Genomic DNA, 18,716 nt, shown 5'->3' with positions numbered 1-18,716 from the left:
TGACGGGCGCCACCCCGCGCCCCCCCGGGGCCCCCCCGGGGTTCAATCCCGGTGTGTTGGGCCGCCCCCCGCCCGGGGCCGGGCCCCCCCCGGCGCCGCCGCCCCCCCCCCGGGGCGGCCCTGGCCGACTCGATCCGGACGTCGGTGATCTGCGCGATCCGGGCCGCGCCGGGCACCAGCAGGTCCGCCAGCGGGGTCGGCAACCAGACCGTCAGCGCGCACGGCGCGGGCATCGCCAGCGCACTCAGCAGCCGGTAGGCGTCCCCCGGCGCGCTGAGCGTGGGGATGATGTCCAGCAGCGCGTCCGACACCACCTCGGACACGTCGCTGCGGTGTCCCTGGGCGAGCCGGCGGAGCAGCATGCGCTCGGCGGCGGTGATTCGGACGGTCAGCATGACCTCGTCGCACTCCATTGCGCGATTTCCTCCTCAGTTCCCTCTCGCACCGGCCGGCGGCCGGCGCGCACTACCCCTGTCACACCTCGGCCCGGCTACCTGTGGGAGAGAGCCGGGCCGGTGGGTGACGGTGTGCCCCGGTCAGATCCCCGCGTAGGAGTGCTTGCCGGTGACGAAGATGTTGACGCCGTAGTAGTTGAAGAGCCAGCAGGCGAAGGCCGCCAGCGCCAGGTAGGCGGCCTTGCGGCCCTTCCAGCCGGCCGTGGCCCGGGCGTGCAGGTAGCAGGCGTAGGCGACCCAGGTGATGAACGACCAGGTCTCCTTCGGGTCCCACTCCCAGTACTTGCCCCAGGCCGCCTCGGCCCAGATCGCGCCCGCGATGATGGTGAAGGTCCACAGCGGGAAGACCAGGGCGTTGATCCGGTAGGACAGCTTGTCGAAGGTCGACGCGGCGGGCAGCCGGCGCCAGATCGACGCCGAGGTGCCGAACGGCCCGGTGGTCAGACCCGCCTCGACGCGCTTCTCGAAGGAGTCCTTGCCGAGGTAGAGCAGGGTGGCGATGAACGCCGCGTAGAAGGCACCGCCGCAGAAGATCGCGGTGGAGACGTGGATCGCCAGCCACGGCGAGTGCAGCGCCGGGACGAGCTGCTCGGAGTCGGTGTACAGCGTGGTCGTGGCGATGCCGAGGGTCAGCAGCACCGCGACGACGACCGGCAGGCCGAGCCAGCGGACCTTCTTCCGCGAGGCCAGCAGCACCAGGTAGGCGGCCGTCATCGCGAAGGCGAAGGCGCAGGAGAACTCGTACATGTTGCCCCACGGCCAGCGGGACACCGACAGGCCGCGGGCGACGATGCCGCCGCCGTGCAGCAGCAGCGCCAGCACGGTCAGCGAGACCGCGATCCGGCCGGCCAGGTCGGCCTTGTCGTTGGTGCCGGCCGCGCCCGGGCCGTCCTCCTCCTCGGCGCCGCGCCCGCTGGTGACCACCGTCGCGCCCTCGCCCGCGACCGCGGTGCGGGTGAGCGTGGTGGTGCCGCCGCCGGCCCCCGCCACCGTCACGGTGACCTTCTTCGCGGCCTTCCGGCCCGCCGCGGCGACGGTCTCGGACAGGCTGCCCGCCTGTTCCTTCGAGCGGACGGCGACGGCACCCCTGCTGCCGAAGGTCCACTCGATCATGTGGGCGAACATGGCGAGCGTGTAGACCACCATCGCCGAATAGATCAGCTTGTTGGAGAGGTCGGCCATCTGGGGGTCGACCGCCGAGGCGAGTTGCACCGTCTACTCCTTGGAGTTCTGGTCGGCAGGGACTGCGGGGGCTGAGGCCTCGGCCTCGGGGTCGTCGGGTGCTGCGGTTTCCCCGTGCTCGGGAGCGGTTTCCCCGTCATCGGGAGCGGTTTCCCCGTGCTCGGGAGCGGTTTCCCCGTCCTCCTCCTCGGAGGCCGGGGCGTCGTCCTGGAGGTCCACCGCGAGCTCGGCCAGCTCCTCGGCGATCTTCGCCGACTCGCTGCGGGCCAGGCCCGCCAGCTCCACCTGGGTGCCGCCGCCCGGCAGGGCGACCGCCCGCACCCAGATCCGGCGCCGCTGGATGAACAGCGAGCCGATCAGGCCGAGGATCGCGAGCACGGCGCCGGTCAGGGCGATCGCGTTGCCGGGGCGGTGCGAGACGTTGAAGCTGGCCCACTGCTTGTAGCCCTCGAAGGTGACGGAGCCGTAGCCGTCGGGGAGGGTCCAGCCCTGGCCGGGCTTGAGCCGGGCCTTGGCCGGCTGGCCGTCCTGGGTCAGCTGGGTCAGCTTGCGGGTGTTGAGCTGGTAGACGTTCTGCGGCAGGCCGGAGTCGGTGCCGAGGTCGCCCGCGAAGGCGTTCAGGACCAGCTCGGGCTCGGCGTCACCGGGGAAGAGCGAGACCGGGCCGGTGCCCTCGAAGCTCAGCGGGGCGGTCGGCAGGAAGAAGCCGGAGAAGCCCATCTGGGTCCTGGTGCCGTCGGGGCCGGTGCCGTAGTCGGAGACCTTCACGACACCGGTCGAGGTCAGGTTCGCGTCCTGCGGCAGGAAGGGGACGGCGCCCTGGTAGACGACGTCGCCCTTGCCGTTGCGGACGGTGACCACCGGGGCGTAGCCGTGGCCGATCAGGTAGACCTTGCTGCCGCCGATCTCCAGCGGGTGGTTGACCTCGATCGTGGACTTCTTCAGCTTCGACTCGTCGCTGCCCGCGTAGTACTCGACGTTCGCGGTGAACTGCCGGGCCGCGCCGATCTGGTCGCCCTTGGTCTGGAACGCCGACGTGAAGCCGTCCAGCTTCAGGTAGAACGGGTCGAGGTCCTGGTTGCCGTAGAACCGGGTGCCGTTGAAGTCGTCGAGCTGGGTGATGGTGTTCGAGTAGCCCTCGCCCGCGACCATCAGCTTGCCGCCGGTGCCGGAGGCCAGGCTGGCCCAGGCGAAGCCGCCGAGCAGCGCGAACAGCGACAGGTGGAAGAGCAGGTTGCCGACCTCGCGCAGGTAGCCCTTCTCGGCGGCGACCGAGCCGCCGGACAGGTTGGCGCGGAAGCCGCGCTTGCGCAGCAGCCGGTGCGCGGCGGCGTTCACCGTGTCGGGGTCGGCCCCGGTGCGCCAGACCGCGTGCACCGGCATCCGGGTCAGGTTGCGCGGCGCGACCGGCGGCTGGGAGCGCAGCACGCCGACGAACTGCCAGGTGCGCGGGACGATGCAGCCGGCCAGCGAGACGAACAGCAGGATGTAGATCGCGGAGAACCAGACCGAGCTGTAGACGTCGAAGAGCTGGAGCTTCTCGTAGATCGGCGCGACGGTGCCGTGCTGGGCCTTCCACGCCTCGACCTTCAGCTGCCCCTGGCCGTTCTGGTACTGCGGGATCAGCGAGCCCGGGATGGCGGCCAGCGAGAGCAGGAAGAGCAGGATCAGGGCGACCCGCATCGACGTCAGCTGGCGCCACATCCAGCGCGCCCAGCCGAACGCCCCCATGCCGGTCGGTCCGTCGGACTCGACCGGCGCGGTGCTGAGCCGCTCGGCGGCGGTGTCGTCCGGCGCCGGGGGCTGCTCGGTCTCGGTCGTGGTGTTGCTCACGGTCAGATTCCGATCCGGAAGTCGGCGGTCCAGGACTGCAGTTCGCTCATCATGGAGTCCCAGACCCCGGTGACGAGCAGCAGACCGACCGCGACGAGCATGCCGCCGCCGATCCGCATGACGAGCGGGTAGTGCCGCTTGACCCACCCGAAGGCGCCCAGCGCCCGGCGGAAGGCCACCGCGGCCAGGATGAACGGTACGCCGAGGCCGAGGCAGTAGAAGGTGGTCAACAGTGCGCCACGCTGGGCGTCGGCCTGGTTGAGGGCCAGGTTCTGGACCGCGGTCAGGGTCGGTCCCATGCAGGGCGTCCAGCCGACGCCGAAGACGACCCCGAGCACCGGGGCGCCGAGCAGGCCGACCGCCGGACGGCGGTGGGAGCGGACCTCGCGCATGCTCAGCCCGGGCACCAGGCCCATGAAGGCCAGGCCCATCACCACGGTGAGGGTGCCCAGCACGATGTTGATGGTCCGCTTGTAGTCCTGCAGCTCCTGGCCGAAGTAGCCGAAGAGCGCACCGGTGGAGACGAAGACCGCGGTGAAGCCGAGGATGAACAGCACCACGCCGAGCAGCATCCGGCCGCGCCGCGAGCCGCGGGCGTCCGCCAGGTCGGCGGCGGAGAAGCCGGTCACGTACGACAGGTAGCCGGGGACCAGCGGCAGGACGCAGGGCGAGAAGAACGACGCCAGCCCCGCCACCAGCGCGACCGGGGCGGCGACCAGCAGCGCACCGCTCTGGACGGTCGTGGTGGTGTCGGCCAGCTGGAGTCCGGCCTGGTGCAGCGCGGCCTGGTGCAGTGGCGGCAGGCTCACTGCTTCTGCTCCGCGACCACCGGCTGCAGGATCGACTCCAGCGCGTCCTCGGTCGTACCGCCGACGGCGCGGGCGGCGAGCTTGCCGTCGCGGTCGATGATCAGGGTGGTCGGGATGGACTGCGGGTTGAGGCTGCCCTTGGGGAACTTGAGCAGCTGGGTGCCGGCCGGGTCGAAGATGCTCGGGTAGGCGACGCCCTGCTCCTGCTCGAAGCGGACGGCGTTGCCCTTCTCGGTGTCCCGGGTGTTGACGCCGAGGAACTGGACACCCTGGTCCTTGTACTTGTCGGCGACGGCCTGCAGGCTCTTCGCCTCGGCCCGGCAGGGCCCGCACCAGGAGCCCCAGACGTTCAGCACGACGACCTTGCCCCGGTAGTCGGAGAGCTTGGCCTGGCCGCCCTCCAGGGTGTCCCCGGAGATGTCCGGCGCGTCCCCGCGCTTGCCGGCGTCCGCCTTGGACAGGTTGGTGCCCTTGACCGTGACGAAGCCGACCTGGCCCTCGCCGCTGCCGGCCGAGCCCGAGGAGGAACAGCCGGTGAGGGCGAGCGCAGCGGCGGCGGCGGTGGCGGCAGCGGCTGCGGCGACACGGGGTCGGGGGCGCGTCATGGCAGACATGTGAAAAGTTTCGCATGGAGTTCCGGGCAGGTTCGGGGGGGTCCTGCCTTGCGCGTCGCACCCCTCCTGACCTGCGACGAAATCGGGTCACCCGGCGCTCGCCGGGTGACCCGAAGTCATACTTACGCACCACTTACGCGCCGTGCGCGCGGGCGCGTGACGCCGGTCGCGCGCCGCCGTGTGACACGGCTCGCACACCACCGCGTGACGCCGGCCGCGCCGCCCGGGCCGGGGGCCAGGGCTTGTCGGACAAGCCCTAGGCGCCGAAGCTCTTGCCCACCGGCTTGTCGCCCTTGCGGCCCTTGCCCACCAGGTGGGCGGGCAGCAGGTCGCGGGCCGGCTCGCGGTAGCCGACCGAGACGATCTTGTCGCCCTCGAAGGTGAAGCTGGTCAGCGAGGCCAGCGAGCACTGCCGGTTGCGCGGGTCGTGCCAGAGCCGGCGGCGCTCGACGAAGGAGCGGACGATCCAGATCGGCAGCTGGTGGCTGACGCAAACCGCTTCGTGCCCGCGCGCGGCGTCCCGGGCGGCGCCGAGCGCGCCCATCATCCGCACCACCTGGTCGAGGTACGGCTCGCCCCAGGAGGGCTTGAACGGGTTGGTGAGGTACTTCCAGTAGCCCGGGTTGCGCAGCGAGCCGTCGCCGACGCCGAAGGTCTTGCCCTCGAAGACGTTCTCCGCCTCGATCAGCCGCTCGTCCGCCGCGACGTCCAGGCCGTGCGCCTTGGCGATCGGCTCGGCGGTCTCCTGGGCGCGCTCCAGCGGCGAGGCCACCACGTGGGTGATGTCCCGGCCGGCCAGGTCCTCGGCCACCCGGTCGGCCATCCGCCGGCCCAGCTCGGACAGGTGGTAGTCCGGCAGGCGCCCGTACAGGACGCCCTCCGGGTTGTGCACCTCACCGTGCCGCATCAGGTGGACGACGGTGATCTCTTTGGCGCTCACTTCTCAACTGCTCCTGGGGCTCGGGGTGGACTGGGGCCGGTCCGGCCTAGGCCGTGGCGGCGGCAGCGGCGCGCGCGGCGGCCGGCAGGGCGGCGGCGATCCGCTCGATCGCCCGCTCGTCGTGGGCCGCCGAGACGAACCAGGACTCGTAGGCGGACGGCGGGAGGTAGACGCCCTCGGCCAGCATCGCGTGGAAGAAGGCGGTGAAACGGTACGCCTCCTGGGTCTTCGCCTCGTCGTAGTCGGTGACGGCGGCCTCGGTGAAGAACACCGAGAACATGTTCCCGGCGGTCTGCAGGCGGTGCGTCACGCCCTCCTTGGTGAGCGCCTCGGAGACCAGGCCGGAGATCTCGGCGGCGACCCGGTCCACCGTCGCGTACACCTCGTCGGTGCAGCCGCGCAGCTGGGCCAGGCCGGCCGCGGTGGCGATCGGGTTCCCGGAGAGGGTGCCCGCCTGGTAGACCGGGCCGGCCGGGGCGAGGTGCGCCATCACGTCGGCGCGGCCGCCGAAGGCCGCGGCCGGGAAGCCGCCGCCCATGACCTTGCCGAAGGTCAGCAGGTCGGGCGCCCAGCCCTCGTGCGCGGCCTCCAGGCCGTACCAGCCGGCCTTGGAGACGCGGAAGCCGGTCATCACCTCGTCGGAGACGAACAGCGCGCCGTTGTCCCGGCAGAGCCGGGCCAGGCCCGCGTTGAAGCCGGGCAGCGGCGGGACGACGCCCATGTTGCCGGGCGAGGCCTCGGTGATCACGCAGGCGATCTCGCCCGGGTTGGCGGCGAAGGCCCGCTCGACGGCGGCCAGGTCGTTGTAGGGCAGCACGATGGTGTCGCCGGCCTGGGCGCCGGTGACGCCGGGGGTGTCGGGCAGGCCGAAGGTGGCCACGCCGGAACCGGCGGCGGCCAGCAGGGCGTCCACGTGACCGTGGTAGCAACCGGCGAACTTCACGACCTTCGCCCGGCCGGTGAAGCCGCGGGCCAGCCGGATCGCGGACATGGTGGCTTCGGTGCCGGAGGAGACCAGGCGGACCTGCTCGACCGGGGCGACCCGGGAGACGATCTCCTCGGCCAGCTCGACCTCGCCCTGGCCGGGCGTGCCGAAGGAGGTGCCGTGGGCAACGGCCCGCTGGACGGCGTCGATCACCGCGGGGTGCGCGTGGCCGAGGATCATCGGACCCCACGAGCACACCAGGTCGACGTACTCGCGGCCGTCGGCGTCGGTGAGGTAGGGGCCGGTGCCGGACACCATGAAGCGCGGCGTGCCGCCGACCGCGCGGAAGGCGCGCACCGGGGAGTTGACACCGCCGGGCGTCACCACGGAGGCGCGGTCGAACAGCGACTGGGACTGGGGGGCTTCGTAGGGGTAGCTCACAAAGGACATGGTCTCAAATCGTGTCCTTGCGCTCTGCATGTCGGACCCGATCATCTGGAACGATGATCCGGGCACCGTTGTCTGTACGGTTGTCCGTACAGTCCGTACAGCCGGGGCCGCTGACTGCTCCGCAGGACGGACCAGTCAGACTGTGTACTCAGGGTGCGCGAGCGCTCCGGTTGTGTGCAGGGGTGTGGAGAGGACTGCTGTCGGCCGCGAGTGGGTAAGGCCCGCGAGTGGGCACGGCGGCGCATGACGGGTAAGGAGCACGTCCGGTGGGACGCCGGACGTGCGGGGGTCTGTCGATTCCGGCGAATTCCGGTGAGGATGGTCCGAGTGTCCGAGGCGCAGGACGGCTACGACGAGGCCGCGGGGGGCTCCCGCCGGCCCGCCGAGGCCGCACGCGGGGGTACGGGAGCGGGGACGGGTCGTGGTCGCCGTGGCGGCGAGAGGCGGGGTGAGGGACGCGTGGGGGTGACGTACAAGTACTTCGGCGCCCCCGACCGCGCGACCGCCGCGAGGGTGCCCACCGCCCTCGGCCCGGGCGGGCTCGGGCTGGACGCCGGCGAACTCGGCGCGCTGGGGCGGCTCGGCGACCTGATGGAGACCAGTGGCTCCCCCACCGGCCACCTCTCCACCAAGATCAAACCGGAGACCATGAGCGCCATGGTCCTCACCGGCATCCAGGGCGTCCCGCTGCACCAGGTGCCCCCGCTGGAACTCGTCGTACTGCACCCGGACTACGCCGTCGTACAGCTCCCCCACAACGTCGTCGAGCCGCTGCGCAAGGCCGACGAGACCGAGCTCGGCGCCGCCGCCTTCATCTGGTCCACCGTCCCGGACCGGCGCGGACCGCGGGACGCCTTCGTCATCTACAGCATGCTGCACGAGTGGCAGGACTTCGCCAACCGGCTGCACGAGGCCGGACACCAGCTGTACTGCCTGGTCTGGCCGTGAGCACGCCGCCCCGGACGCCGCCGAACGCGGGCCGGGGCGACGTCATGTGACGCTCCGTCAATTCCTCTCGGGTGTACGGAGCACGACGGCGGCGAGTAGCAGGGCCACCGTCAGCAGGCCCGCGGCCACCCCGAAGGCCGTTCGGAAGCCACCCGTGAGCGCTTCGGCCGCGGGGTGCCCGGCGGCCGCGAGGGCCCGGGTGCGACCGCCGGCGAGGGTCGTCAGCACGGCGACCCCGAGCGCCCCGCCGACCTGCTGGGCGGTGTTGAAGAGGCCGGAGGCGGCGCCGGCGTCCGCGGGGCCCGCGCCCGACATGCCGAGCACGGTGAGCGCCGAGATCGCCAGGCCGAAACCGGCCGCGAGCAGCATGGTGGGCAGCAGGTCGCGGGCGTAGTCCGCGTCCGCCGGCAGCCGGGACAGCAGCGCGAGGGCGGCGACCAACAGGACCAACCCGGTCAGCAGCACCGGGCGTTCGCCGAAGCGGGCGTTCAGCCGGGCGGAGAGCGCGAGCGAGACGGTGCCGATGGCGAGCGCGGCCGGGAGCATCGCGAGGCCGGTGGCGGCGGCGCCGTAGCCGCGGACGTCCTGAAGGTAGAGCGCGATCAGGACCTGGAAGGCGAACAGCGCGGAGACCATCAGCACCTGCACCGCGTTGGCACCGGAGACGTTGCGGGAGCGGAACATCCGCAGCGGGAGCAGGGGGTGGGCGGCGCGGGCCTGGCGGAGCAGGAAGCCGGCCAGCAGGGCGAGCGAGAGCGCGCCGGGGACGACGGTGCGGGCGGAGGCCCAGCCGTGCTCGCCGGTGCCGACGACGGTGTGGATGCCGAGCATCAGGGCGGCGGTGACCAGTGCGGCGCCGAGGGCGTCGGCGCCGGCCCGCAGACCGGGGCCGCGGTCGTCCTCCAGCACCCGGACCGCGAGCAGGGCCGCGACGAGGCCGAGCGGCAGGTTGATCAGGAAGATCCAGTGCCAGCCGAGCGTCTGGGTGAGCACTCCGCCGAGGACCTGGCCGATCGAGGCTCCGGCCGCGCCGACGAAGCTGAACGCGCCGATGGCGCGGCCGCGTTCGCGCGGTTCGGGGAAGAGCGTGACGATCATTCCGAGGCTGACCGCGGAGGCCATCGCGCCGCCGACGCCCTGCAGGAAGCGGGCGGCGATCAGCACGCCCTGCCCGGTGGCGAGGGCGCAGAGCAGCGAGGCGGCGGTGAAGAGGGCGAGCCCGGCGACGAACACCCGCTTGCGGCCGATCAGGTCGCCGAGCCGGCCGGCCAGCAGGAGCAGGCCGCCGAAGGCGATCAGGTAGGCGTTGACCGTCCAGGTGAGGTCGGCGGGCGAGAAGTGCAGGTCGTCCTGGATCGCGGGCAGTGCCACGGTGACGATCGAGCCGTCCAGGATGATCATCAGCATGCCCGCGCAGAGCACCGCGAGGGCGAGGGTGCGGGAACGGGCGGAGGTCGCGGGGGCCGCGGCGGGCGCGGCCGGGGCGTGCGTGGTCATGGCGGTTCTCCCGGTTCGTCGAGTACCGGGTGTGAACGCTAGCAGATTGTTTTGTTCGGGACTATCTATCTTGGGATCAGGCGTGGTGGCCCCGGGCCCGGCGCGCCCGGCGTACGGTGCGTTCACTCTCCACCGGCTCCGCGAGGAGGCCGCCCACCAGGTGCGTCAGGGCGGACACGAAGACCTCGCGCTCGGGCTGCGGGAGCGAGTCCAGCAGCTCGCGGTGCACCCGGTCGGCGATCGCGGTGCCCTCCACGACGGCGCGCTCGCCCGCCTCGGTGACCGAGATGATCCGGGCCCGGCGGTCGGTCGCGGACGGGCGGCGCTCGGCCAGGCCGGCCTTCTCCAGCTCGTCGACGGTGACCACCATGGTGGTCTTGTCCAGGTCCGCCAGCTCGGCCAGCTGGATCTGGGTGCGCTCGGTCTCCTGCGCGTGGAACAGCACGCAGTACGCCCGCGGGGTGATCCCGAGCTCGGTGAAGGCGGCCGCCATCCGGGTCGCCAGCACGTGGCTCGCGTGGTCCAGCAGGCCGGAGATGTCGCGGATCTGGCGCACGGGCGGGGTCGTCGTCATACGTCCGAGGTTAGCAACGGCCCGTCTGCTGCCGGATGATCCCGTTGCCAACCAACGCCGGGTCTACGGGATGCCCAACTCGAACAGCGCATAGCCGGCGTACCAGCCGGCCGCGATCGCGGGCATCGCGAACAGCCCGACCAGCGAGGGGGTCCGCACCCTGCGCAGCGCGAACGCCAGGCCGATGCAGAGCGGGAAGGCCGGCAGCAGGTAGCGCGAGATGTTGCCGAAGATCTGGTTGCTGCTCAGCGCGGTGGCGATGGTGAGCGCGGTGTACACCCACAGCACCAGCGGCGGACGGGCCCGCCACAGCAGCACCAGCAGGCCCGGCAGGGCGATCAGCAGGGCGACGGCGATCAGGTCCGGCACCGGATTGGACTGCCAGAAGCCCCAGTGGCCGGTGATCACGTCCATGAACGTGCGGAGGGTGGAGGCGCCGCCGTCGAAGTAGCGGTTCCACGCCCCGCGCTGGAGCTTGAAGTAGCCGCCCCAGTCGCCCATCCGCCAGCCGACCCAGGCGACGTAGCCGATCAGGCCCCACGGGGTGATCAGCATCGCGGTCAGCGGCCGGGCCACCCCATCGGTGCGGCGGACCAGCGCGACCAGCGCGGCGATCGAGACCGCGGCGATCAGCGCGGCGGCGGTCGGCCGGTTGAGGCCCGCCGCCAGCGCCAGCGCGCCGGCGGTCAGCCAGCGGCGGGTCATCACGCAGTAGCAGGCCCAGGCCGACAGCGCGACGAACAGCGAGTCCGAGTAGACCGCCCACTCCACGCCGGAGCCCGGGAACAGGCCCCAGATCACCGCGGCCGTCACACCCGCCCGGAAGCCGCCGAGCCGCTCGGCGATCGCGAAGATCCCGGCCGCCGCGACCAGCGAGGCGAGCACCGAGACCACGATCCCGGCGCCGTACGAACCGAGCCCGGTGACCGCGCCGACCAGCCGCATCAACCACGGGTAGAGCGGGAAGAAGGCGGCCGAGTTCTCGTAGTAGGTGGCCAGCGGGAAGCCGTGCAGCGGGATCAGCTGCGGGTCGTACCCGTTCTCCGCGATCCGCTGGTACCAGACGCCGTCCCAGGTGCTCAGCACGTCCCAGGGGTTGGCGCCACCGCCGCGGCCCGGCTGCTTGTTCAGGTAGTCGCCGGTGTGCGAGAGCAGCAGCATGAAGACGGTCAGACCGGTGGCCTTGACCACGGCGTACGCGCCCAGCGCGGGGGCGAAGCGGTCCACCAGCGCCCCGAAGCGCCCGGGCGCCCGGCCCGTCCGCTCCTCGGAGGGCGCCGACGTCGCCTCGGGGGGTGTGCCCGGCTCGGTGCCGGCCGACTCGGTGCTCGATGCCGTGCTCATCTGCTCTGGGTACTCCCCGCCCCGCTCGTGGTCCGCGCGGCTCCGGCGCAACGATTTTCCCGTGAGCCTACGGCACGTCCTCCGCCCGGCCCGCCGTCCCCCGCCCGGTGCGAAAACCCCTGGCGCCCCGGCCGGGCGCCCGCGACGATTCCGGGCATGCCGAACACCCCGTCGACGCGCCTGGTCCGGGCCGCCCACACCGCCGACACGATCACCGTCTACCAGGCCTTCCCGCCCGCGATCGCCGGGCCCGCCGCGGCCGAGGGGCGGTTCCCGGAGGCGTTCTCCCGGGACCGGATGACCTGGATCAAGCCGTCGTTCCTCTGGATGATGCATCGCAGCAACTGGGGAAGGAGCCCGGGGCAGGAGCGGGTGCTGGCGTTGGAGATCAGCCGGGAGGGCTTCGACTGGGCGCTGGAGCGGGCGGTGCTGAGCGCCTACACCGGCCGGGTGCACGACTCGCAGGCGGCCTGGAAGCGGGAGCTGCGGCAGAGTCCGGTGCGGGTGCAGTGGGACCCGGAGCGCGATCTGCACCTGCGGCCGCTGGACCACCGGGCGGTCCAGGTCGGGCTGCGCGGCGAGGCGGTGCGGCGGTACGCGGACGAGTGGATCCGGCGGATCACGGACGTCACCGCACTGGCCGACCGGGTGCGGCTGGAGCGGGACCCGGCGCTGCTGCCGGTCGAGACGCCGTACCCGATCGGCGCGGCCGCCGCCGCCCGGGTGGGGGCGACGACGGCCTGAGCGGTGCCGGCGGGCCGGGTCAGCCCTTCACGTAGACGATGCCGAGCTTGGTGAGCTGCCAGAGCTGGTCGGCGGCACCGGTGTCGGTGGCGAGCTGGACGTAGGGGTTGCCCTTGGCGTCCACGGCACTGCCGGCGGCCAGGACCTTGCTCCGGTCCTGGGAGTCGGCGATCTTGTAGCGGCCGTCGCCGGCCGGCTCGAACACCCAGTGCTGGTTGCCGCCGCCGTTGCAGCGCCACTGCTGGATCCGGGTACCGGGGGCGGTGGCGGCCGCGTTGGCGTCCAGGCACATGTCGCGGTTGCCGCTGAAGTCGAGCTCGTAGCTGCCGCCGACCTTGGCCTCCAGCACGAAGGACTGGTTGAGCCCGCCGCCGGCCGGGTAGCTGATGGCGGCCCGGCCGTTGGTGGAGTCGCCGTAGCTGCCGCCGCCGGTGAGGTCCAGGGCGTTGCCGGTGGCCGCGTTGGTCAGCTGGTACCAGGAGCCGTCCTCCGGGACGTCGCCGAAGGGCTTGCCCGGGGTGAGCGGCTGGATCGACGTGGTGTTCTGCTGGTTGAGCGTGCAGTAGGCCTGGGTCAGCTCGGGCCGGGCGTAGAACTGGCCGAGGCAGACGCCCTCGCCGCGGTAGCCGGCCACCCGCAGGTGGTACGACTGGCGGACCATGTTCATGCACAGCCCGGGGATGCCGATCTGCGAGTCGCAGCCGTTGCGCACCCACTCGGAGAGGTTGATGACGTCCCCGTTGCTGTACTCGTACGGGGAACTGGTCCACTCCGCGCAGACCTCGTGCCCGAAGGCGACCCGACGCTGGTCCAGGTACCGGACGCCGGGCACCTGTTCGGCCGCGCCGCGCAGTGCGTCGCTGAAGGTCGGCACCACCCAGTTGTGGCCCCAGGCGAGGTCCTCGGGGAAGGCCGGACAGCCGTCGGCGACCTTCCCGAGGTAGTCGTTGCGCCGGATGTCCGGGGTGATCGGGTTGAAGTACGACTGGTAGACCAGCTGGTACGCGGAGTCGGCGTAGCCCGCCCGGCGCATGGTCTGACGGATGTTCTGCAGCGCCGCGACGACCTTGGGCCGGACGCCCTCGGCGCGCCGGCGGATCTCGTCGCTGCCGATGGTGTCGCGGCAGCCCTGGTCCTTGGGGATCGGGAAGTACTGCGCCAGGCAGTGCATCATGACGCCACTGAAGTCGAAGTCGTCGTTGGCGCCGATCGTCACCACGACCAGCTTGACGTCGTACTTGGACGCCGCGTCGGCGAGTTTGACGTCCTGTTTGGGCTCGCCGAAGTCGCCGCTGCCCGGGCCGGTGATCTTCGCCAGCTCGGGGTCGCTGACCAGGTCGCCGGTCTGGGCGCCGGAGCAGGCGAGGTCGATCGGGGTGACCCCGGGGATGTCGGTGACGAAGATCTCCGACTTGGGGTGCCGGTGGCAGTAGTCGGTGGGGCTGTCGGTCTCCGGGAAGTAGCCGTCGCCGGTGTCGGTGCCGGCGCCCTCCCCCGAGATGGAGCTGTCGCCGAGGGCGACGACCGCGGCGGGTCTGGCGGCGGCGGGCGCCGGGGCCGGGGCTCGGTCGGCGAGGGCGGTGGGGGCACCGGCCAGGCCGAGGGTGGCCACGAGGGCGCCGGTGGCGAGCGCCGCCGACAGTCGGGACCTGATCACACGCGACTCCTTGCGGGGGGTGGGGGGCCGCCCGGGCGGGGCGCCGAGCGGCGCGGAGCAAGAGAGGAGCTGAAAAGGTGAGCAGGACTCGGATTCTAGGAACTGACAAGTAACACAACAAGGCTTGTGACGCACCGGGACCTGACGGACGGACGGATTCCCGGCGACGCGGAGCCGCCCCGGCAACGCGAAGAGCCGCCGCCCCGCGCCCCAGGAGGGAAGCGCGGAACGGCGGCTCACACCGGCCGAACCGGGTGCGGGCTCAGCCCACGTTGGCGCAGTGGTTCCCGAACGCCGGGTTCAGCAGGCCGACGATGTCGATGGTGTTGCCGCACAGGTTGACCGGAACGTGCACCGGAACCTGGATCTGGTTGCCCGAGATGACACCGGGGGAACCGGCGGCGACGCCCTCGGCGCCGGAGCTGGCCATCGCGGTGCCGGCGCCGGCGGCCACGATGCCCACCACGGCCGCGCCGACGGCGGCGGTCTTCTTGATGCTCATGCGAGCCTCCTGACTGATCAAACAGAGATGCACGGGGAGTGCGACATCAAGAACGAGACCTCCCCGCACCGGTTGCGACGGTGCGCGCACTGTCACCCGTCCGGAGTAACGGGGCCCCCGGTCGGCATTCGGGTGATCGACTTCGGCCGGGCCGTTTCCCCACGCGCCCTACCTCGTTCTCCCTCACGGAACCCGGTCCACCGGCCCCCACACACGAATCGAGTACCGCCCATGCGCAAGCTCGCCCACGCCGTCGTCGGCAGCGCGGCCACCGGCGGCTCGATCGGGGTGGCGGGCCTCCCGAACGCGGCGTCCGGCAATCCCCGCCGGAACGTCTGACCGGGAATTCCGTCCGGTCGCGCCTTCGTCCGAGCCTTCCCGGCCGTGCGGGAGGGATTTCGAGAGGCGCTGCGACACGGCGGCTGCGTCCACGCCCGCGCCATGGGCGGAACACGCCGGTGTGCGCCGCCCGAGTGAAAATCACGGCAATCCCTGAAGCCATCGGGTGAGTATTCGTGCTCACCCGAATACCCGACACTTCTCTTCCGTCGGGCAGAAATCGGAGGAAAGACCATGCGTAACCTCAAGAAGGCCGCCGTCCTGTCCCTGGCCGCCACCGGCCTGGTGCTCGGTGCCGCCGGCGGCGCGTTCGCCAGCTCCGGCGCCGAGGGCGTCGCCGCCGGCTCCCCCGGCGTGCTCTCCGGCAACCAGATCCAGATCCCGGTGCACATCCCGGTCAACGTCTGCGGCAACAGCATCGGCGTCATCAGCATCCTGAACCCGGCGTTCGGCAACAACTGCGCCAACATCGGCTGAACCGGCGGTCGCCGCACCGGCGACAGCTGATTCACCGAGCTCGTGCCGTGCCCCGCAGCGCCGGGGCGCGGCACGCTCCACCCGTGTGTGATCGAGGAGATCAACCCCCATGCAGAACGTGAAGAAGGCCGCCGTCCTCTCCGCCGCCGCTGCCGGCCTGGTGCTGGGCGCGGCGGGCTCCGCCGCCGCCAGCTCGGGCGCGGAGGGCGTCGCCGCCGGCTCCCCCGGTGTCGCCTCCGGCAACCAGGTCCAGGTGCCGGTGCACATCCCGGTCAACCTGTGCGGCAACTCCATCAACGTGATCGGCCTGCTGAACCCGGCCTTCGGCAACAGCTGCGCCAACGTCGAGCTGCCCCCGCCGCCGGCGGCGGCGGACTGCTGATCCCCGATCGGCACGTGATCCGGCCGTCCTGCCCCCCGACCAGTCGGCCGGGGGGCAGTTCGGCATCCCCGGACGGCCGTCCGGGACCCCCGATCCACCGAAGGGTGATCCGCATGGTTTCGAAGAAGAGCGGAGCCGGTGTGGCCGCCGCCGTCGGCGCCGCGGTCCTGCTCGGCGCCGGTACGGCGCAGGCCGCCACCGCCCCGGCCGGTCAGGCCCCGGCCGGGCCGGCCACGTTGGCCAGGACGGACGTCGGCCAGGCCCTGAACGGGACGACCTCCGGGCTCGGCTACGGCATCGCGCCGATCAAGAGCCTGCGCCTGGACCCGTGGGCGAACTCCTCCGCCGACGTGCTCAACAACGGCGCGACCGTCCAGCCGGACCAGGGCCTCGCCCCGGTCGGCACCGGCACGCTGACCGGCCCGCTGAGCGCGGGCGGCGGCGTCAAGGACCTCCCGCTGGTCGGCGGGCTGACCGGCGTCCTGCCCGGCTGAGCGACGTCCTCCCCGGCCGGCCGGTGTCCTGCCCGGCCGAGCCGTCCGGACGCACCGGAGCCCGGCACCCGCGCGACGAGCGGGGTGCCGGGCTCCTGCCGTGCGGGGCGTCGCCGGGGCGGACCGGGCCGGAGCGGGATCCGGGATCAGAGCCGGGTCAGGTCGGTCAGTCCGGTCTGCCGGACGACGCCGGTGGCGGTGGCGGTGGTGGCCGCGGGGTCGGCCAGTCCGGTCTGCCCGACCACCTCGGTGGCGGTCGCGGCGGTGGTCGTGGTCAGGTCGCTCACCTCGTCGGTGACCGAGAGCCGGTGGTCGTCGCCGCCGAGGCTGGCGCTGGCTCCGGGGACGGCCTGCACGGCGCCGGTGAGCAGGCGCGGGTCGACCTCGCCCACCTTGAGCCGGCCGCCGGCGAGCTGACCGGCGCCGTCCTCGGCGAGCGAGAGCGGCTTGCCGAGGCTGACCCCGGGGGTGTCGGCGTGCAGCGGCGGGGCCGGCGCGTCCAGCAGCACCCGGCCGAGGTCGGCGCCCTGGTCGAGCAGCGGGAGCGGCAGCTCGGCCTTGGCGCTCGGACCGACCTTGCCGGTGCTCAGCTGCGGGACGATCCGCTCCGGGACCAGCTCGGTGCTGGTGCTGGTGGTGCGGCCCGGCACCGGCGGCATGAGCAGGGAGGTCGGGATGCCGGCCGAGAGCCGGCTGCCCAGCGGGGTGAGCGGCACCTCCGCCGGGACCTGCCGGGTGGCCAGCGCGTCCTCCAGGGCTCCGACCTGGTCGGGTCCGACCGGGGCGGCGGAGGCCGCCCCCGGGGAGGCGAGCACGCCCGCGCCGACCGCCAGAAGCATCGCGCCGGCCCGCTTGGAGAACTTCATGCTTTTCACCGTTCTGCTGTCCGTACTGGGGGACCACTGAGGAAGGGCTGCGCGGGCGCAGCCGGAAAGCAATCTGCCTCAACGAGCGAACGGGAGCACGGATTGCGCCGGTTAACCGGTTCGGCCTAATAATCCGACCGGAAACCATCCTGCGTCGCGCCTCCCGGACTCTTTTAAAAAATGCCCGTAACCTTCCGTGCCGTCATTCTTTGATCTGGACGTCAGTGACTGCAGACCGGGTCTGAGCGTTCTACGCGTTGTACGCAAGGAATCCAAGAGCATTTCAGAGAGGGATCTCCCCATGATCCAGAAGTCCTTCGCCGCCGCCGGCCTGGCCGTCGCCGCGCTGGCCGCCGCCGCCGCGCCCGCCTCGGCCATCGGTGACGCGGACGGTGCCGCCGCCTCCATCGAGGGCAACGGCGGCACCAACTTCACCGGCACGGTCGGGAACAACAGCCCGAACTTCCACTTCCTGGACAACGCGAACGTCTGCCTCCCCGAGATCCACAACATCGCCGTCGGCGTGCTCGGCGTGGCCGTCCCGGTCGAGGTCCCGATCGCCAACAGCGGCGGCAAGCAGTACTGCACCCAGGGCCAGGGCACGCAGAGCCACGGCGACGCGGGCGTGTCCCACCTGATCGGCTGACGCTCCGTTCAGCTCCCCCTGCACCACCCCCTCTGATCCACCCCCGAATCGCTCCCCGATTCACCCCCGAGAGGAAAACCGGAAATGATCAAGAAGTCCCTCGCCGCCGCCGGCCTGGCCGCCGCCGCCATCGCGATGTCCGCCGGCTCGGCCTCCGCCATCGTCGACTCGGACGGCGCCGCCACCTCCGTCCAGGGCAACGGCGGCACCAACCAGACCGGCACCCACGGCAACGGCAGCCCGAACTTCCACACCCTGGACAACGCGAACATCTGCCTGCCGGAGGTCCACAACATCGCCGTCGCCGTCATCGGCGTCGCGGTTCCGGTCGAGGTTCCGGTCCTGAACAGCACCCCGAAGCAGATCTGCAACGTCGGCCAGAACACCCAGTCCTCGGGCGACGCGGGCGTTTCGCACCTGATCGGCTGATCACGGGGCACGGCACGGACGGAGGGCCCGGGGAGGAAGGTCTCCCCGGGCCCTCCGGGCTTGACGGACGAGGTGTCCGGCCGGCCGCGGCGACGCGGACCGTCCGGGTGACCGGCCGTCCGGTCCGGCGCGTGGGGCGCCCGGCCGGACGGCCTGATGTGAACACGTGTCAGAGCGCCCGCGGGGGCGCTCCCAGAGAGAGGGCAGAACCATGAAGAGCATGCTGGCCAAGGCCGCGCTGACCGCCACCGCCGCACTGGCGCTCGCGGGTGCCGCCACCCCGGCCTTCGCCCACGTCGGCCTGGCCGGTGGCGGCGAGTTCGCCGCCAGCGCCGACCAGCCGTTCCTGGCCGCCGGGGGCTTCGGCGTCGCCCACACCACCGACACCGCCGTCGGCGGCTTCGGTGGCATCGCCGCCACCTCCACCGACATCATCGGCGGCGGCGCGGGCTTCGCCCACATCAAGGGCTGGATGTAGCAGCACGAAGGCCGGGCCGCGGGCCCGGGGGGGTGGGCCCGGCCGGCGGCGGGGGTGGGCGGCCCCCGGGGGGGGGGTCCGGCCGTGGCGGGGCCCGGGGGGCGCGGCGGGGCCGGGAGAGTGATTGAGGC

At 72.4% G+C, this 18,716-nt stretch carries 21 protein-coding genes; 8 read left to right on the top strand and 13 right to left on the bottom strand.

Annotated features, from left to right (window positions below):
• The 7 genes from ACFV0O_RS14220 to hemL form a co-directional block, all read right to left on the bottom strand.
• The coding region (locus tag ACFV0O_RS14220; RefSeq protein WP_380340903.1) for a hypothetical protein at positions 1–413 on the bottom strand (413 nt) is incomplete at its 3' end.
• A 123-nt stretch (positions 414–536) separates the two neighbouring features.
• Positions 537–1,667: a c-type cytochrome biogenesis protein CcsB gene (gene ccsB, locus ACFV0O_RS14215; RefSeq protein ID WP_380340900.1), complete on the bottom strand. Its 1,131-nt coding sequence runs from the start codon at positions 1,665–1,667 to the stop codon at positions 537–539.
• Between the two features lie 3 nt (positions 1,668–1,670).
• Complete coding sequence (locus ACFV0O_RS14210) at positions 1,671–3,470, bottom strand: cytochrome c biogenesis protein ResB (protein ID WP_380340897.1); 1,800 nt, start codon at positions 3,468–3,470, stop codon at positions 1,671–1,673.
• Between the two features lie 2 nt (positions 3,471–3,472).
• The gene (locus ACFV0O_RS14205; protein ID WP_380340929.1) at positions 3,473–4,264 is read right to left on the bottom strand and encodes a cytochrome c biogenesis CcdA family protein; all 792 of its coding nucleotides are present in this window, start codon (positions 4,262–4,264) and stop codon (positions 3,473–3,475) included.
• A gap of 11 nt (positions 4,265–4,275) precedes the next feature.
• Positions 4,276–4,893 carry a TlpA family protein disulfide reductase gene (locus ACFV0O_RS14200; RefSeq protein ID WP_380340895.1) on the bottom strand — a complete coding sequence of 206 codons (618 nt, stop codon included), beginning with the start codon at positions 4,891–4,893 and terminating at the stop codon, positions 4,276–4,278.
• Between the two features lie 256 nt (positions 4,894–5,149).
• Positions 5,150–5,800, bottom strand: a complete 651-nt coding sequence (locus ACFV0O_RS14195; protein WP_380340926.1) for a histidine phosphatase family protein — start codon at positions 5,798–5,800, stop codon at positions 5,150–5,152.
• A gap of 79 nt (positions 5,801–5,879) precedes the next feature.
• Positions 5,880–7,208, bottom strand: coding sequence for a glutamate-1-semialdehyde 2,1-aminomutase (gene hemL / locus ACFV0O_RS14190; RefSeq protein ID WP_380340892.1), 1,329 nt, complete (start codon positions 7,206–7,208; stop codon positions 5,880–5,882).
• A gap of 465 nt (positions 7,209–7,673) precedes the next feature.
• On the opposite strand from hemL, the gene ACFV0O_RS14185 reads away from it, so the two are divergent.
• Positions 7,674–8,156 carry a hypothetical protein gene (locus ACFV0O_RS14185; RefSeq protein WP_374119985.1) on the top strand — a complete coding sequence of 161 codons (483 nt, stop codon included), beginning with the start codon at positions 7,674–7,676 and terminating at the stop codon, positions 8,154–8,156.
• Positions 8,157–8,213: 57 nt separating this feature from the next.
• Here ACFV0O_RS14185 and ACFV0O_RS14180 read toward each other — a convergent pair whose 3' ends face one another.
• The 3 genes from ACFV0O_RS14180 to ACFV0O_RS14170 form a co-directional block, all read right to left on the bottom strand.
• Positions 8,214–9,653 carry an MFS transporter gene (locus tag ACFV0O_RS14180; protein ID WP_380340888.1) on the bottom strand — a complete coding sequence of 480 codons (1,440 nt, stop codon included), beginning with the start codon at positions 9,651–9,653 and terminating at the stop codon, positions 8,214–8,216.
• A gap of 76 nt (positions 9,654–9,729) precedes the next feature.
• The gene (locus tag ACFV0O_RS14175; RefSeq protein ID WP_360252960.1) at positions 9,730–10,227 is read right to left on the bottom strand and encodes a MarR family transcriptional regulator; all 498 of its coding nucleotides are present in this window, start codon (positions 10,225–10,227) and stop codon (positions 9,730–9,732) included.
• Positions 10,228–10,290: 63 nt separating this feature from the next.
• Entirely contained in the window at positions 10,291–11,571 is a 1,281-nt protein-coding gene (locus ACFV0O_RS14170) for a hypothetical protein (protein ID WP_380340885.1), read from the bottom strand.
• 156 nt (positions 11,572–11,727) lie between these two features.
• Between ACFV0O_RS14170 and ACFV0O_RS14165 the strand changes: the two genes are divergently transcribed.
• Positions 11,728–12,315, top strand: a complete 588-nt coding sequence (locus ACFV0O_RS14165; protein WP_380340882.1) for a DUF4291 domain-containing protein — start codon at positions 11,728–11,730, stop codon at positions 12,313–12,315.
• 19 nt (positions 12,316–12,334) lie between these two features.
• On the opposite strand, the gene ACFV0O_RS14160 is transcribed toward ACFV0O_RS14165, so the two are convergent.
• Positions 12,335–13,972, bottom strand: coding sequence for an RICIN domain-containing protein (locus ACFV0O_RS14160; protein ID WP_380340879.1), 1,638 nt, complete (start codon positions 13,970–13,972; stop codon positions 12,335–12,337).
• Between the two features lie 262 nt (positions 13,973–14,234).
• Positions 14,235–14,474, bottom strand: a complete 240-nt coding sequence (locus ACFV0O_RS14155) for a chaplin (protein ID WP_350521601.1) — start codon at positions 14,472–14,474, stop codon at positions 14,235–14,237.
• 573 nt (positions 14,475–15,047) lie between these two features.
• Between ACFV0O_RS14155 and ACFV0O_RS14150 the strand changes: the two genes are divergently transcribed.
• From ACFV0O_RS14150 to ACFV0O_RS14140, 3 genes are all read left to right on the top strand, one after another.
• Positions 15,048–15,290, top strand: a complete 243-nt coding sequence (locus ACFV0O_RS14150; protein WP_360252948.1) for a chaplin — start codon at positions 15,048–15,050, stop codon at positions 15,288–15,290.
• A gap of 109 nt (positions 15,291–15,399) precedes the next feature.
• A complete protein-coding gene (locus ACFV0O_RS14145) occupies positions 15,400–15,672 on the top strand; it encodes a chaplin (RefSeq protein WP_380340874.1) in 273 nt (90 codons plus the stop codon).
• A 113-nt stretch (positions 15,673–15,785) separates the two neighbouring features.
• The gene (locus ACFV0O_RS14140; protein ID WP_380340871.1) at positions 15,786–16,166 is read left to right on the top strand and encodes a hypothetical protein; all 381 of its coding nucleotides are present in this window, start codon (positions 15,786–15,788) and stop codon (positions 16,164–16,166) included.
• 146 nt (positions 16,167–16,312) lie between these two features.
• Here the strand turns inward: ACFV0O_RS14140 and ACFV0O_RS14135 are convergent, their stop codons facing one another.
• On the bottom strand, positions 16,313–17,032 hold the full coding sequence (locus tag ACFV0O_RS14135; RefSeq protein WP_380340868.1) for a hypothetical protein: 720 nt from the start codon (positions 17,030–17,032) through the stop codon (positions 16,313–16,315).
• Positions 17,033–17,333: 301 nt separating this feature from the next.
• Between ACFV0O_RS14135 and ACFV0O_RS14130 the strand changes: the two genes are divergently transcribed.
• The 3 genes from ACFV0O_RS14130 (at position 17,334) to ACFV0O_RS14120 (ending at position 18,585) form a co-directional block, all read left to right on the top strand.
• On the top strand, positions 17,334–17,678 hold the full coding sequence (locus ACFV0O_RS14130; RefSeq protein WP_030232098.1) for a hypothetical protein: 345 nt from the start codon (positions 17,334–17,336) through the stop codon (positions 17,676–17,678).
• An 84-nt stretch (positions 17,679–17,762) separates the two neighbouring features.
• Positions 17,763–18,107, top strand: coding sequence for a rodlet layer protein (locus tag ACFV0O_RS14125; RefSeq protein ID WP_121174808.1), 345 nt, complete (start codon positions 17,763–17,765; stop codon positions 18,105–18,107).
• Positions 18,108–18,318: 211 nt separating this feature from the next.
• Positions 18,319–18,585, top strand: coding sequence for a hypothetical protein (locus ACFV0O_RS14120; RefSeq protein ID WP_380340863.1), 267 nt, complete (start codon positions 18,319–18,321; stop codon positions 18,583–18,585).
• The last annotated feature ends 131 nt before the right edge of the window (positions 18,586–18,716 follow it).

This window comes from Kitasatospora sp. NPDC059577 (assembly GCF_042735475.1).
Lineage (GTDB): Bacteria > Actinomycetota > Actinomycetes > Streptomycetales > Streptomycetaceae > Kitasatospora.
The sequence above is the reverse complement of the archived record's forward strand: the minus strand, read 5'-3'. Positions and strand labels throughout refer to the sequence as shown.